Genomic DNA, 13,701 nt, shown 5'->3' with positions numbered 1-13,701 from the left:
GATTAGATAATTTAGTTTGATTCACTATCAGCGGCCAGCGAAACTTCCTTCATCGCTTATGGCGAATTCATTGCCAAGTGTATCTCTTAATTACACAAAGGAATAACCATGACGCTGGCTCACATTCTCGGCTATCCGCGCATCGGTGCCGACCGCGAACTGAAGAAAGCCACCGAGGCCTATTGGAAGGGCGATATCGACCAGGCAGCGCTGGAAGCCGAGGGCCGCGCGCTGCGCGCTCGCCACTGGCAGGACCAGCAGGCCGCCGGTCTCGACTTCATCACCGTTGGCGACTTCGCCTTCTACGATCAAGTGCTCAACGTCTCGGCGCTGCTGGGTGCCGTGCCCAGGCGCTTCACCGAGCAAGACGCACCGGCTGTGGTCGACCTGGACACCACCTTCCGCATGGCCCGCGGCCGCGCTCCGACAGGCACCCCGGCCGCCGCCTGCGAGATGACCAAGTACTTCGATACCAACTACCACTATTTGGTGCCCGAGCTGCACGAAGGCCAGCGCTTTCGACTGTCGAGCGAGCGCCTCTTCGACGAGGTCGAGGAGGCCAAGGGCGCCGGGCATCGAATCAAGGTCACCCTGACCGGCCCGCTGACCTGGCTATGGCTCGGCAAGGAGAAGGACGGTCGCGAGGACTTCTCGCGCCTCGAGCTGCTGGACGCCATCCTGCCGGTCTATGGTCAGGTGCTGGCGCGTCTCGCCGGTCAGGGCGTGGAATGGGTGCAGCTGGATGAGCCCGCGCTGGTTCAGGATTTGCCCCAGGCCTGGAAAGAGGCCTACGAGACCGCCTATAACCAGCTCGGCAATGCCCCGGTCAAGCTGCTGCTGGCGACCTACTTCGGCGCCCTTGGGGACAACCTTCGCCTGACCGTCGGGCTGCCGGTGGACGGCCTGCATATCGATGCGGTGCGCGCGCCCGAGCAGCTCACCGCGGTGCTCGACAACCTGCCGAGCTACAAGGTGCTGTCGGTCGGCGCCATTGATGGCCGCAACATCTGGCGTGCCGATCTCGCCCTGCTGCGTGAGCGGCTCTCCGAGGCACGACTTCGCCTCGGCGACCGGCTGTGGCTGGCGCCGAGCTGCTCCTTGCTGCATGTGCCGGTGGATCTTGCCCGGGAGGTGGGCGAGGGCGCGACCCTGGACCCGGAGCTGCGCGGCTGGCTGGCCTTCGCCCGCCAGAAGCTCGATGAAGTGGTGAGCCTTGCGCGCCTGATCGATCAGCGTGCGACGCCAGAGGATCGGCAGCGGCTGGCAGAGGCCAGTGAAGCCTTGGAGGCCCGGCGGGCCTCGACGCGCATCCATCGCCCGGACGTGGCCGCACGCCTCGCCGCCACCACGGCGGCCGATGCCGAACGGGCCAGCGCCTACCCGGAGCGAGCGCCTAAGCAGGCGCGGCGACTGCAGCTGCCGCTGTTTCCGACCACGACCATCGGCTCCTTCCCCCAGACCGGCGATATTCGCGCGACGCGGCGTGCCTTCAAGGCCGGTGAGATCACGCTCGAGGCCTATGAAGCCTGTATGCGCGAGGAAATCGCCCACGTCGTCGCTCGTCAGGAGGCGCTGGGCCTGGATGTGCCGGTGCATGGTGAGGCCGAGCGCAACGATATGGTCGAGTATTTCGGCGAGCAGCTCGATGGCGTGGCCTTTTCGCGCTTCGGCTGGGTGCAGAGCTATGGCTCGCGTTGCGTCAAGCCGCCGGTGATCTTCGGCGATATCACCCGCCCGGCCGCCATGACGGTGCGCTGGAGCGAATATGCCCAGTCGCTCACCGACAAGCCGATGAAGGGCATGCTGACCGGGCCGGTGACCATCCTGCAGTGGTCCTTCGTGCGCGACGACCAGCCGCGGGCCACCACCTGCCGGCAGATCGCGCTGGCGCTGCGCGACGAGGTCACGGATCTGGAGGCCGCTGGCATTGCGGTGATCCAGATCGACGAACCGGCGCTGCGCGAAGGCTTGCCGCTGCGCCAGGGCGATTGGCAGGACTATCTCGACTGGGCGGTGAATGCCTTCAAGCTCTCGGCGGCCGGAGTGCGTGACGAGACCCAGATTCATACCCACATGTGCTATTCGGAGTTCAACGACATCATTGGTGCGATCGCCGCGCTGGATGCCGACGTCATCACCATCGAAACCTCGCGGTCCGACATGGAACTGTTGGATGCCTTCCAGGAATTCGCCTATCCCAATGAGATCGGCCCGGGCGTCTACGATATCCACACCCCGAACATTCCCGAGGTCGACTGGATGGTGGCGCTGATGGAGAAAGCGCTCGACAGGATTCCCGCCCAGCGGCTGTGGGTGAACCCGGACTGCGGCCTCAAGACGCGTGGCTGGGCCGAGGTCGAACCCGCGCTCACCCACATGGTCGAGGCTGCCCGGGTATTGCGGCGTCGCCACGGCTGAGGCGCGATACTAGGGAAAACCCTTCAGGGGTCGGCGCCAAGGGCGTCGGCCCCTGTTATGCTTGGGCCTATCCGGCATTTTCGCCGACCAGGATTCTTCATCGGCCAGGATTCTTCCACCGACAAGGAGGTTGCATGCCCCTGTTGTCCCGCACGGCGCCTTGCGGCGCCGCCGTTTCCGCCCATCCTTCATCCATTGGCGTATCCTCATCCCTGCGGATGACCGCCCTCGGCCTGAGCGTTTTGCTGGCGGGCTGTGCCGGGGCTCCCCAGTCCGACAGTGCGGCCCCCGTGGTCAGCGATGTCAGTGCCTCTTCGGCAACTCAAAAGGACGAGGCGACCGCGCCGAGTGATGCGACCAAGGCGCCGCTGATGCCATCGGCCTTCTTCGCCGGCAACGCGGAGCGCTTCGAAGCCTGGCGCTGCACGCCCGCTCAGGATCTGGTCACGGCGTTTCCAGAGGGCGAGCTGCGGCTGTGGTCGGCCTACGATGCCTATCGGCTGACGCCAGCCGTGGTCGCGTCCGGTAGCCGCTACGTAAAGGACGACCTGAGCTTTTGGGAGAAGGGCGGCGAGGCGATGGTCGAGAGCGATCGCGGCCGGCTCGAATGCCAGCGGGACCAGACCCGGACGGCATTGACCCGGGCCCAGCGCCCCGGGGTGATGTTCCATGGTCGTGGCAACGAGCCTGGTTGGACGGTGCGTCTGGATCACGATGCGCCGCACCTATCGTTGATGCTCGATAACGGCGAACGCGAGATCGAGTCACCCTACCGGGTGACCTCACTGGACAACGAGCGGGGCCGGGTGACCTTGGCCAGCGGTCGTGCCGATACGCCCTTTAGCCTGGAGCTCGAGGCTCGCGCCTGCTTCGACAGCATGAGCGGCGAGCCTTTTCCGGTGCGGGTGACCCTCGATGTCGATGGCAAGACCTATCGGGGTTGTGGTCAGGGGATCGCGCCCTGATACCACCTTAGTCTCAGTCTGTCGGTATTTCTTTCTATTTTGTCGCATGGAAGGCGCGGATTTTTGCGCTTTTCATGTCACGGCATGCACCTAAAATGGACGTCATTGCTTGATACCCCGCTTTCAAAGGAGATGTTCATGACTGCTTCGTCCACTAAGGTACTTGTCGTTTCGTCTTCCATTCTCGGCGAGAACAGCCAATCCCGCGCGCTGACCGGCCATCTCTTGAAGGGCCTCGAGGGCCGCGGTGACGTCACCGTGACGGAGCGTGACCTGATCGATCACGAGCTTCCGCACCTCGGCATCGAGGAGCTGTCCAGCTGGGGCGTGGATCCCGCCGAGCGCAATGAGCAGCAGGTGGCCCTCGCCAAGCGCTCCGACTCGCTGATTCAGGAATTGCGCGACCACGATGTGCTGGTCCTGGCGGCACCGCTCTATAACCTGGGCATCCCCAGCCAGCTCAAGGCGTGGTTCGACCGCATCCTGCGTGCCGGCCAGACCTTCCGCTATACCGAAAACGGCCCGCAGGGGCTGGTAGAGGGCAAGCGTGCCCTGGTGCTGACCACCCGTGGCGGTCAGTATGCCGGCACCGAAATGGACTCGCAGACGCCGCACCTCAAGTCGATGCTGGGTCTGATGGGCATCACTGACGTCGACATGGTGTTCGCCGAAGGGCTGGCGATGGGCGACAAGCAGGCGGCCGAAACCATGGAAGAGGCGCGCAAGGCCATCGACGGCTACCTCGAGCGCCTGTAACGGCGCAGTTCAGCCGCGCATGGCGCTGCCGTGACGCCTGAGCGATAGATGGGCAATACCCCGATAAACACAGCGCGGCCCCGGTTACCGGGGCCGCGCTGTTTCGTTAGGGGGCTCAAGGTGCTTTCTCAACAGCTTTGCGCCTCGACGGCGAGGCGCGGCGACACGAAGTCCCCAAGGCAGAGTGGCGCCTGGTTGAGGGCGCGGCGCGCCAACTGACCCAGCGCCTCCCGGGTGCCGCGATTGCCGGCATCGAGCTGCTGGCTGGCCACTGGCAGCCAGTCGCTGCCCGCCCGCTTGGCCAGGGTGAAGCTGAAAGGGTGATAGCCGGGGAAGCCGAGGCGCAGATCGGTGGCGACCAGCAGGGTCTCGCCATCCAGCTCGCGGCTGGTATAGCGCAGAAAGGGGCCCGCGAACCAGGTCAGTCGTGCTCCGTCGGCGGTCGCCTGGGCCGCTTCTTCGAGCGCCTCGCCGCGCTTGAAGGTCTCGAGGCCGGGCGGCGCGTCGTCGAGCAGGCTGATCAGCGTCTCGTGATAGACATCACCGTCGATGATAGTGGCTCGCCACAGCAAGGTGTTGAAAGGCGTGGGCTGAATCAGCCGCGGGGCGGATTCCAGGCCGCGTTCGGCCAGTACCGGCGTCAGCCGGTCATCGACCATCGCCTTGGCGCCGAGACCGAAGGCCAGGTAGGCGCAGGACAGCGCCAGGCCAATCCGGCTCGCCCAGACCACCCGGCCGCTGATCAGGCCAATCAGCGCTGCGGCCAGTAGCGGCAGTGAGTACAGGGGGTCGATGATGAAGACCGAGGCCCAACTGACCGGCGGTGTGGCAAGCGGCCACCAGAGCTGAGTGCCGTAGGTGGTGAAGGCATCCAGCAATGGGTGCGTCAGCAGGCAGAAGGTGAAATACAGCCACCAGTGGCCGGGTGTGACCGAGGCGATGCCGCCCCTGGGGGCATGGCGTGCAGGGTGGCGGCGGCCATACCAGCGCGTCAGCAGCACGGTGATGGCTGTCAGCAGTGTGGAGAGCCCCGCCAGCACCCAGAGTGAATGGCTGAAGCCGCGATGATAGGTGTAGTTGGCGACGGCATCGCCGAAGTCGATCATCACATCGAGGTCGGGCAGGGTGCCGAGCATCGCACCACCGATAACGGCTTTGCGGCCGAGTCGGCGCCCCAGCACCGCCCCGCCGACCGCGCCGCCGAGCAGTACCTGAGTCATGGAGTCCATTCGAGACACCTCGCGAGGGCTCATGAGAGCCTGTGGATAAGCTGTTAGGGGGCTGTGCGTTCGGTGTTGAGGAAAGAGCGCTCAGCGCGCCCAGGGCGGGGCCGCCGCCAGAACGCGGGCCTGTACCGGGCAGTCGTCCCGGTGGGCGCCGGGCAGGTAGCCGGTGCTCATCAGAAACTCATTGACGATCTCTGGGCCGGTGAAGCGGAAGGTGCGCTTGAAGAGCTTCACCCAGTCGCCGTGGGGCAGGGGATGGTGCGCCTCGAGCCAGCCACGGAAGCTTGAGTGCTCCTGCCTGAGCCGCTGGATCACCTGGGCGTTGTGGATGGCGGCCTCGACCTTCAGGCGATTGCGGATAATCCGGGCATCGCTCAAGAGTCGCGCTCTGTCGTCGTCATCGAACGCGGCAACCAGGTCGACATCGAAGCCCCGGAAGGCATCAAAGAAGGCCTCGCGCTTCTTGAGCACGGTCAGCCATGACAGCCCGGCCTGGTTGATCTCGAGCACCAGCCGTTCGAACAGGGTCGCCTCGTCTTCGACCGGAAAGCCGTAGTCGTGGTCATGATAGGGGCCGTGGAACGGATGCCCGGGGGCCAGGTCGCAATAGTGGGCCAAGGGAGCTCCTCTTCGTTCGTCAACTCGTGGTCCTGCGGCTCGCCGTCATGAGCCTGCCGTCGCCTCATGGGCGCCGCCGTCTTATGATACGCATCTTAATGATCCTCGCGATCAGGGTTCGTTCCACGCATCATGGCAAGGCGCGTGGCATTCCTTAACGCACGGGTTGATTCACTCGTTGATTCATCCGTTCACGCATTATCAGGAGAGGTACCGATGCAATATCTTCACACCATGGTCCGGGTCAGCGACCTTGATGCTTCGCTGCATTTCTACTGCGACCTGCTCGGCCTCACCGAGATCAGCCGCAAGGACAGTGAGAAGGGCCGCTTCACGCTGGTATTCCTTGCCGCGCCGGGCGACGAGGCGCGAGCTCGGGAGGATCGTGCGCCGATGGTCGAGCTGACCCATAACTGGGACCCGGAAGAGTACACTGGCGGTCGCAACTTCGGCCATCTGGCCTACCGCGTCGACGACATCTATGCCCTGTGCGAGCACCTGCAGGCCAACGGGGTGACCATCAATCGTCCGCCCCGCGACGGCCATATGGCGTTCGTGAAGAGCCCCGACGGCATCTCTGTCGAGCTGCTGCAGGCCGGCGATGCGCAGCCGCCCAAGGAGCCCTGGGCGTCGATGGAGAACACCGGCAGCTGGTAAGCGTACGCCTGTCTTGCGGTCCTCAGTCCGGGCGCATGGCCATGCGCCCGCTGCCCAGGAAGACCAGCGCCAGGCTGCCGGCAAGGAACATGCCCTGAAGCTCCAGCGCCCAGCCACCGCTGCCGCCGAGCTCGAACAGCTCGCCGGTATGTACCAGCACGAAAGCCACCAGCATGTTGCCGGTCATCAACAGGCCGGCCAAGCGGGTCTGCCAGCCGACGATGGCCATGACCGGGGCGACGATTTCCCCGATCAGCACGCCATAGGCGAGGAAACGCGGTAGCCCGTAGCCATCGAGCAGGCCGCTGATCCAGCTCATGGTTTCCGGGTGGGTCAGCTTGGCGAAGCCGTGCAGCAGTATCAGGCCGCCAACGGCGATGCGCAGGATCAGCTTGCCGAAGGCGTCGTTATGCAGGGCTTGCAGCATGATGTCTCTCCTTGTGGTGCGTCGGTCGTTCCTTGCGAGTGGTGCCTTGGCATTGCGCGTTCGACGCGTTCAGATAGCACCTTGCGAGGCAGCAGTGGCCAGTATACAAGAGTCCCTGTGACGCGACCGCGAACCTAATGAAAGACACCTTACTCAACGACGTGGCGAATGACCAAAAGGAATCAAGATGCATAAGGGATGGTTGATGGGAGTCGTGCTGGCAGGCCTGCTGGCGGGCTGCAGCAGCGCTCCAACACCGACGTACGATCAAAGCAGTGCGACCACGACCGCTGCCTCGCCCGTGGTGGGCCCGCGCTGGAACCTGCTGCTGTTGGGAACCAGTGAGCGCTGGACGCACCCCGACACCCCCTATTTCGAAGTGGTGCGCCAGGGCGGCCAGCTGCGTCTGGTGGGCAGCAACGGCTGCAACCGCATAAGCGGCGAGCTGAATCTCGAGAGTGGCAATCGCTTCAGCGTCGAGAACCTGGCCTCGACGCGGATGGCCTGCCCCAACGGTAATGATGCACAGCGAGTCGAGGCGATGCTTAACGGCGCCTATCGCTACCTGATCGACCACGACCGGCTGGTGCTGTTTGGCCGCGATAGCCGAGTATTGGGCGGTTTCAGGCGCGCCAATTGAGACGTGGTACTGCCGTGAAAGCGAGGCCGGCCTTGAAGGCCGGCCTCGTCGTTTTCAGCTGCCGCGCTTTACGGGTGGCCGCTCAATTGCCTCGCCAGAAGGGCCGCATCGCCTTTTCGGCGAGCCGCGTCATACCCACAATGACGGGGGTGCACAGCACCCAGGGCAGTATCAGCAGGGCAATGCTCAGCCCGCCGACGTAAACGTCGCTGAACCAGTGGGCGCCTACCAGTATGCGGGGGGCGCTGAGCAATACCACCGAGACGATGCTCCAGAAGGCCACGCGGCGATTGGCGAAACGCATCATGAAGGCGGCGAAGATCATCACCATCAGCCCGTGATCGCCCGGAAAACTGTTGTTGGCCTCATCCTTGGTCGGGATGCTGACGAGATCGGTCAGGTGGGTGGCCTGCTCGAAATAAATCGTCGGGCTGGGATGGCCGTAAGTAACCGCCTCGTTGATCGCCACCGATACAAGGCCAGCGGTCACCAGCATGGCAATGCCGATGGCGACCCAGTGGAATAAACGCTGGGGGCGCGGGTCGCAGCGTATCGCCATGATGAAAAGCAGGCCCAGCACGCCCAGCGACACTACGTCGAAGTAGCGGGTGTTGACCAGGGCCAGAACCTGGTTCCACCCCATGTTCTCGGGGGTTATCCAGCCATTGAACAGCCAGAACAGCTGCGCGTCGAGCGCACTCCACAGGGGGCTGAGAGGCCCAATCGCCCAACTGACGACTAGCAGCAGACCGGCCAGGTTGAAGGCCAGGATAGGTTTGAGATTAATGCGGTCGGGTGACACGATGACTCCCTTGAGGGTGATGGCGATGCTGAGTGAACCGAGATGGACGCGGCTGAGGGCGTGGGCGCTAGCCAGTAGACATGGCACCGGTGGCCCACACAGGGACCCGTGCGCGTTCAGAAGGCGGTGGGCACAGCGTGAGGCTTATGAAACGAATCCTTATTAGCCCGGGATTATAGGCCAAGGCCGTGATAACGAACAGTGTTCGCAGATCCCCGGGCCGACGATTAAGGCCAGCACCTGCCATTGAATCTGATGGCGCGACGCAAACGACTCGGCCCCATCGAGGCGATGGGGCCGAGTGATCAACAATGAGACGAGGCCGCCTTCGCTAGGCTAGGCGGCGCGCCTCTCAGGCGGCTCAAAGCGCGGCGATCTTGTCGCGCTGCTCGGCCAGCAGGGTGCGGGCGGCCTTGAAGTCGGCCAGCTTGTCGCGCTCCTTCTGCACCACCGCCTCAGGCGCCTTGGCGGTGAAGCTCTCGTTGCCGAGCTTCTTCTCGGTGCCGGTGATCAGCTTGTCCTGCTTCTCGATCTCCTTGGCGAGGCGGGCGAGCTCCACGTCCTTGTCGATCAAGTCGGCCATCGGCACCAGCACTTCCATCTCGCCGACCAGTTGGGTGGCGCACAGCGGGGCGGTAGCCGGATCGTCGAGCCAGGTCACGCTCTCGAGCTTGGCGAGCTTCGCCAGGAAGCGGCGGTTGGCCTCCAGGCGCTCCCGGTCGCCGGCCTCGCCCTTGGTCAGCAGCACCTCGAGAGCCTTGCCCGGTGCGATGTTCATCTCGGCGCGGATATTACGCACGGCGACGATCACGCCCTTCAGCCACTCGATATCGCGGGTCGCCTGCTCGTCGATCTTGTCCTGCTCGGCCTGGGGCCAGGGCTGGGTCATGATCGAGGGCGAGGCGGAGGTGTCGATGCCCGCCAGCGGTGCCACCCTCTGCCAGATCTCCTCGGAGATGTAGGGCATCATCGGGTGCGCCAGGCGCAGGATGGCTTCCAGCACCCGCACCAGGGTGCGGCGGGTGCCGCGCTTGGCGGCATCGCTGGCCGCTTCGTCCCACAGCACCGGCTTGGAGAGCTCCAGGTACCAGTCGCAGTACTCGTTCCAGACGAAGTCATAAAGCGCCTGAGAGGCGTGGTCGAAGCGGAACTCTTCCAATGCCTTGGTGACCTGGGCCTCGGTCTGCTGCAGGCGCGAGATGATGAAGCGATCGGCCAGCGACAGTTCGATCTCTGCCTGAGGGTCGAGCCCCGTGTCCTGGCCCTCGGCGTTCATCAGCACGTAGCGCGAGGCGTTCCACAGCTTGTTGCAGAAGTTGCGGTAGCCGTCCAGGCGACCCATGTCGAACTTGATGTCGCGGCCGGTGGTGGCCTGGGACAGGAAGGTGAAGCGCAGCGCGTCGGTGCCGTGGGGCTCGATGCCCTCGCTGAACTCGCCTCGGGTGGCCTTGGCGATCGCCTTGGCCTTCTGCGGCTGCATCATGTTGCCGGTGCGCTTCTCGACCAGGTCGTCGAGGCTGATGCCGTCGATCAGGTCGATGGGATCCAGCACGTTGCCCTTGGACTTGGACATCTTCTGGCCCTGAGCGTCGCGTACCAGACCGTGGACGTAGACCTGCTTGAAGGGCACCTCGCCGGTGAACTTCAGCGTCATCATGATCATCCGGGCGACCCAGAAGAAGATGATGTCGAAGCCGGTGACCAGCACGCTGGTCGGGTGGAAGGTGGCCAGTTCTGGCGTCTGCTCGGGCCAGCCGAGAGTGCCGAAGGTCCACAGTCCGGAGCTGAACCAGGTGTCCAGCACGTCTTCGTCCTGAGTGAGCGCGATGTCGGCATCGAGGCCGTGCTTGTCGCGCACTTCCGCCTCGGTGCGGCCGACGTAGACCTTGCCCGCGGCGTCGTACCAGGCCGGGATGCGGTGGCCCCACCACAGCTGGCGGGAGATACACCAGTCCTGCAGGTCGCGCATCCAGGCGAAGTACATGTTTTCGTAGTTCTTGGGCACGAACTCGATGTCGCCGTTCTCGACCGCGGCGATGGCCGGCTTGGCCAGTTCCTCGACGGCGACGAACCACTGATCGGTGAGCAGCGGCTCGATGACATCACCGGAACGGTCGCCGTAGGGCAGGGTGTTGGTAACGGCCTCGACTTTCTCGAGCAGGCCCGCGGCCTCCATGTCGGCGACCAGCGCCTCGCGGGCAGCGAAGCGGTCGAGCCCTGAGTAGGCGGCCGGTAGGCTGGCGTCTTCGTCAGGCTGTGGACGGCCCTGCAGGTCGAAGATCTCGGCGCGCTCGCGGATCTTGGCGTCCTGAGTCATCACGTTGATCAGCAGGTGTCCCTGGCGCTTGCCGACCTCATAGTCATTGAAGTCGTGGGCCGGGGTGATCTTCACACAGCCCGAGCCCTTGTCCATGTCGGCATGCTCGTCGGCGACGATAGGGATGCGCCGGCCTACCAGCGGCAGCGTGATGAACTTGCCGATCAGCGAGGCGAAGCGCGGATCCTTGGGGTTGACCGCCACGCCGGTGTCGCCGAGCAGGGTCTCGGGACGGGTGGTGGCGACGATCAGGTGATCGCGGCCGTCATCGGTGGTCACGCCGTCGGCCAGCGGGTAGCGGAAATGCCAGAACTGGCCCTGCTGCTCGCGGTTTTCGACCTCGAGATCGGAAATAGCGGTGTGTAGGGTCGGATCCCAGTTGACCAGGCGCTTGCCGCGATAGATCAGGTTTTCTTCATAGAGACGCACAAAGACTTCCTGCACCGCCTTGTAGAAGCCATCGTCCATGGTGAAGCGCTCGCGGCTCCAGTCGACGCTGGCGCCCATGCGGCGCAGCTGGCGGGTGATGTGGCCGCCGGATTCCTGCTTCCATTCCCAGATCTTGTCGGTGAAGGCTTCGCGTCCCAGGTCGTGGCGGCTCTTGCCTTCCTCGGCGGCGACCTTGCGCTCCACCAGCATCTGGGTGGCGATACCGGCGTGGTCGGTGCCTACCTGCCACAGGGTGTTGTTACCCTGCATCCGCTTCCAGCGCGTCAGGGTATCCATGATGGTGTCCTGGAAGGCGTGGCCCATGTGCAGGCTGCCGGTCACGTTGGGCGGCGGAATCATGATCGAGAAGGGCTTGCCCTCGCCGGACGGCGCGAAGCGGTTGTCGGCTTCCCAGCGCTGGTACCAGCGGGTTTCGATCTGTTCGGGTTGGTAGGTCTTGTCCATTGCAAACTCTGCCTGAAGAAGTGCTGCCTGAAAGGAGGAGCGACGCCGGACCGTGTTCGATCGGCGTGGAAAGCGCGAAAAATGGGCCCGATTATAGCCTGCCGGGGCGCGCGCGTCATGACCGCTGGGCGCACCGCGGGCGGGGAAGGGGCGAGCGAGGTGGCGGTGCTCGGAGCGCGCTCAGCCCTGGGCGGGCAGGTGGTGAGGCGTCACCGGATAGCCGCGCTGCTTGTAAATGCGCCAGCACTCGCGCTTGGCGGTCAGCACGTCCTGATGCTGGTTGATGATCTCGGCGACCCGGGAGAAGCGCGAGAACCACTCCGGGATCTCCGGGTGCAGATTGAGCATCGCCATGTCGGGGTCCATTTCCCGCGCCGGGTCCGGCGGGCCCTGCCAGCCGATGGTCACCGGCACCGTGGCCGCCATCTCGCTGCCGACCACTGCATGGGGCAGGTAGCTCTCGGGCTTGAAGGTCCACAGCCGCTCGTCGATGAGCTTGGCCATGGCTTCGTCCTCGGCGTGCAGGTGCAGCCGGAAGCCCTTGCGATGAATGGTCTCGGCGAGCCGACAGGCGAAGCCGAGCCGGGCGTCGAGGGTGGTATCGGGGAGAATGTAGAAATCGATCTGGGTCATGGGATCTCGGGCCGGCCTGTCGGTGAGATGAGGGCATCCGGTGGCAAGCCTTCGCGAGGGCGCGGTGAATCCATCCCTGGACGCTACCTTTGCCATCCATGGCAAAGGACCCTCGCTTCGTCTTGCCAGCGGCGCCTCATTGCCTGGGCCTGGAAGGAAGTGATCAAGCCAGGCGGGTCATCCAGCCGCGGGTATCCTCGCGACGACCGTACTGCAGGTCGAGCAGCTGGCTGCGCAGGCGCTTGGCGATCGGGTTGCCGTTATCACCGGCCAGACGGATGCTGCCGTCCTCGGTGACCAGCTCACCCACCGGCGTAATGACAGCGGCGGTACCGCAGGCGAACACCTCGGTGATCTCGCCGGACGCCGCGCCCTCGCGCCATTCGTCGATGCTGATAGCGCGCTCTTCCGGGGTCAGACCCTCTTCGGCGGCCATCTCGAGAATGGAGCCGCGGGTCACGCCCTCGAGGATAGTATCGGTGAGGCGCGGCGTGACGATGCGACCGTCCTTGTAAACGAAGAACAGGTTCATGCCGCCGAGCTCTTCGATCCACTTGTTCTCGATGGCATCCAGGAAGGCGACCTGGCTGCAATCATGGCTGGCGGCTTCCTTCTGAGCGGCCAGCGAGGCGGCGTAGTTACCACCGCACTTGGCAAAGCCGGTGCCGCCGGGAGCGGCGCGCTTGTAGTGCGAGGACAGCCAGATCGATACCGGCGCCACGCCGCCCTTGAAATAGGCAGCCGCCGGGGAGGCGATCACGTAGTAGTCGACCTCCTTGGACGGACGCACGCCGAGGAAGCTTTCGCTGGCAATCATGAAGGGCCGCAGGTAGAGGCTCGATTCCTCGCCTTCATGGGCCGGCGTCGGCACCCAGTCGCTATCCTGCTCGAGCAGGGCCTTCAGCGAGCCGATGAAGGTCTCGTCGTCGAGCTCCGGCAGGGCCAGGCGACGCGCGCTGCGACGGAAGCGTTCGGCGTTCTTTTCCGGACGGAAGGTCCACACCGAGCCGTCGGCATGGCGGTAGGCCTTGATGCCTTCGAAAATTTCCTGGGCGTAGTGCAGCACGGCAGCGGCCGGGTCCAGGGTCAGCGGGCCGTAGGGGCGCACTTCCTTGCCGTGCCAGCCGGCGCTTTCCGTCCAGCGTACGTGGGCCATGTGGTCGGAGAAGTACTGACCGAACCCTGGGCTCTCGAGGATGGTGTCGCGGATCTGAGGGGCCGTGGGGTGGGCAGTCGGCCGAACGTCGAAGCCTGAAGGGGTCACAGGAGGGTCTCCATAGCAGCAGTAGGCACGCGGGGCCTGATCGTATTCGAGGAAAGGGGTTGCATCGTATAAGGCAGCGGGCCG

12 protein-coding genes are annotated in these 13,701 nt (G+C 64.6%); 5 read left to right on the top strand and 7 right to left on the bottom strand.

Annotated features, from left to right (window positions below; translation table 11 throughout):
* Positions 1–108 precede the first annotated feature (108 nt).
* The 3 genes from metE (at position 109) to BLR71_RS10605 (ending at position 4,139) form a co-directional block, all read left to right on the top strand.
* Positions 109–2,418, top strand: a complete 2,310-nt coding sequence (gene metE, locus BLR71_RS10615; RefSeq protein WP_092525876.1) for a 5-methyltetrahydropteroyltriglutamate--homocysteine S-methyltransferase — start codon at positions 109–111, stop codon at positions 2,416–2,418.
* A gap of 134 nt (positions 2,419–2,552) precedes the next feature.
* The gene (locus BLR71_RS10610) at positions 2,553–3,383 is read left to right on the top strand and encodes a COG3650 family protein (protein WP_245696419.1); all 831 of its coding nucleotides are present in this window, start codon (positions 2,553–2,555) and stop codon (positions 3,381–3,383) included.
* A 138-nt stretch (positions 3,384–3,521) separates the two neighbouring features.
* Positions 3,522–4,139 carry an FMN-dependent NADH-azoreductase gene (locus BLR71_RS10605; RefSeq protein ID WP_092525875.1) on the top strand — a complete coding sequence of 206 codons (618 nt, stop codon included), beginning with the start codon at positions 3,522–3,524 and terminating at the stop codon, positions 4,137–4,139.
* A gap of 128 nt (positions 4,140–4,267) precedes the next feature.
* Here the strand turns inward: BLR71_RS10605 and BLR71_RS10600 are convergent, their stop codons facing one another.
* Together BLR71_RS10600 and BLR71_RS10595 are read right to left on the bottom strand one after the other, a co-directional pair.
* Positions 4,268–5,368: a metal-dependent hydrolase gene (locus BLR71_RS10600; RefSeq protein WP_092525874.1), complete on the bottom strand. Its 1,101-nt coding sequence runs from the start codon at positions 5,366–5,368 to the stop codon at positions 4,268–4,270.
* 81 nt (positions 5,369–5,449) lie between these two features.
* A complete protein-coding gene (locus tag BLR71_RS10595) occupies positions 5,450–5,983 on the bottom strand; it encodes a DNA-3-methyladenine glycosylase I (protein ID WP_092525873.1) in 534 nt (177 codons plus the stop codon).
* A 216-nt stretch (positions 5,984–6,199) separates the two neighbouring features.
* Between BLR71_RS10595 and gloA the strand changes: the two genes are divergently transcribed.
* Positions 6,200–6,640, top strand: a complete 441-nt coding sequence (gene gloA / locus BLR71_RS10590) for a lactoylglutathione lyase (protein ID WP_092525872.1) — start codon at positions 6,200–6,202, stop codon at positions 6,638–6,640.
* 22 nt (positions 6,641–6,662) lie between these two features.
* On the opposite strand, the gene BLR71_RS10585 is transcribed toward gloA, so the two are convergent.
* Entirely contained in the window at positions 6,663–7,067 is a 405-nt protein-coding gene (locus tag BLR71_RS10585; RefSeq protein WP_092525871.1) for a DoxX family protein, read from the bottom strand.
* A 187-nt stretch (positions 7,068–7,254) separates the two neighbouring features.
* Here BLR71_RS10585 and BLR71_RS10580 point away from each other — a divergent pair, with 187 nt between their 5' ends.
* Positions 7,255–7,707, top strand: coding sequence for an META domain-containing protein (locus BLR71_RS10580; protein ID WP_092525870.1), 453 nt, complete (start codon positions 7,255–7,257; stop codon positions 7,705–7,707).
* An 82-nt stretch (positions 7,708–7,789) separates the two neighbouring features.
* On the opposite strand, the gene BLR71_RS10575 is transcribed toward BLR71_RS10580, so the two are convergent.
* The 4 genes from BLR71_RS10575 to BLR71_RS10560 all read right to left on the bottom strand — a co-directional run bounded on the left by BLR71_RS10575 (position 7,790) and on the right by BLR71_RS10560 (position 13,617).
* Complete coding sequence (locus tag BLR71_RS10575) at positions 7,790–8,509, bottom strand: phosphatase PAP2 family protein (protein ID WP_092525869.1); 720 nt, start codon at positions 8,507–8,509, stop codon at positions 7,790–7,792.
* 361 nt (positions 8,510–8,870) lie between these two features.
* A complete protein-coding gene (locus BLR71_RS10570) occupies positions 8,871–11,720 on the bottom strand; it encodes a valine--tRNA ligase (RefSeq protein ID WP_092525868.1) in 2,850 nt (949 codons plus the stop codon).
* 180 nt (positions 11,721–11,900) lie between these two features.
* On the bottom strand, positions 11,901–12,353 hold the full coding sequence (locus tag BLR71_RS10565; RefSeq protein WP_092525867.1) for a DNA polymerase III subunit chi: 453 nt from the start codon (positions 12,351–12,353) through the stop codon (positions 11,901–11,903).
* Between the two features lie 163 nt (positions 12,354–12,516).
* Positions 12,517–13,617 (bottom strand): branched-chain amino acid aminotransferase, encoded by a 1,101-nt coding sequence (locus BLR71_RS10560; protein ID WP_092525866.1) that lies wholly within the window; start codon positions 13,615–13,617, stop codon positions 12,517–12,519.
* Between the last annotated feature and the right edge of the window lie 84 nt (positions 13,618–13,701).

The organism is Onishia taeanensis (assembly GCF_900100755.1).
Taxonomy (GTDB): domain Bacteria; phylum Pseudomonadota; class Gammaproteobacteria; order Pseudomonadales; family Halomonadaceae; genus Onishia; species Onishia taeanensis.
Note: the sequence above shows the minus strand (reverse complement) of the source record. Positions and strands in the feature narration are given on the sequence as shown.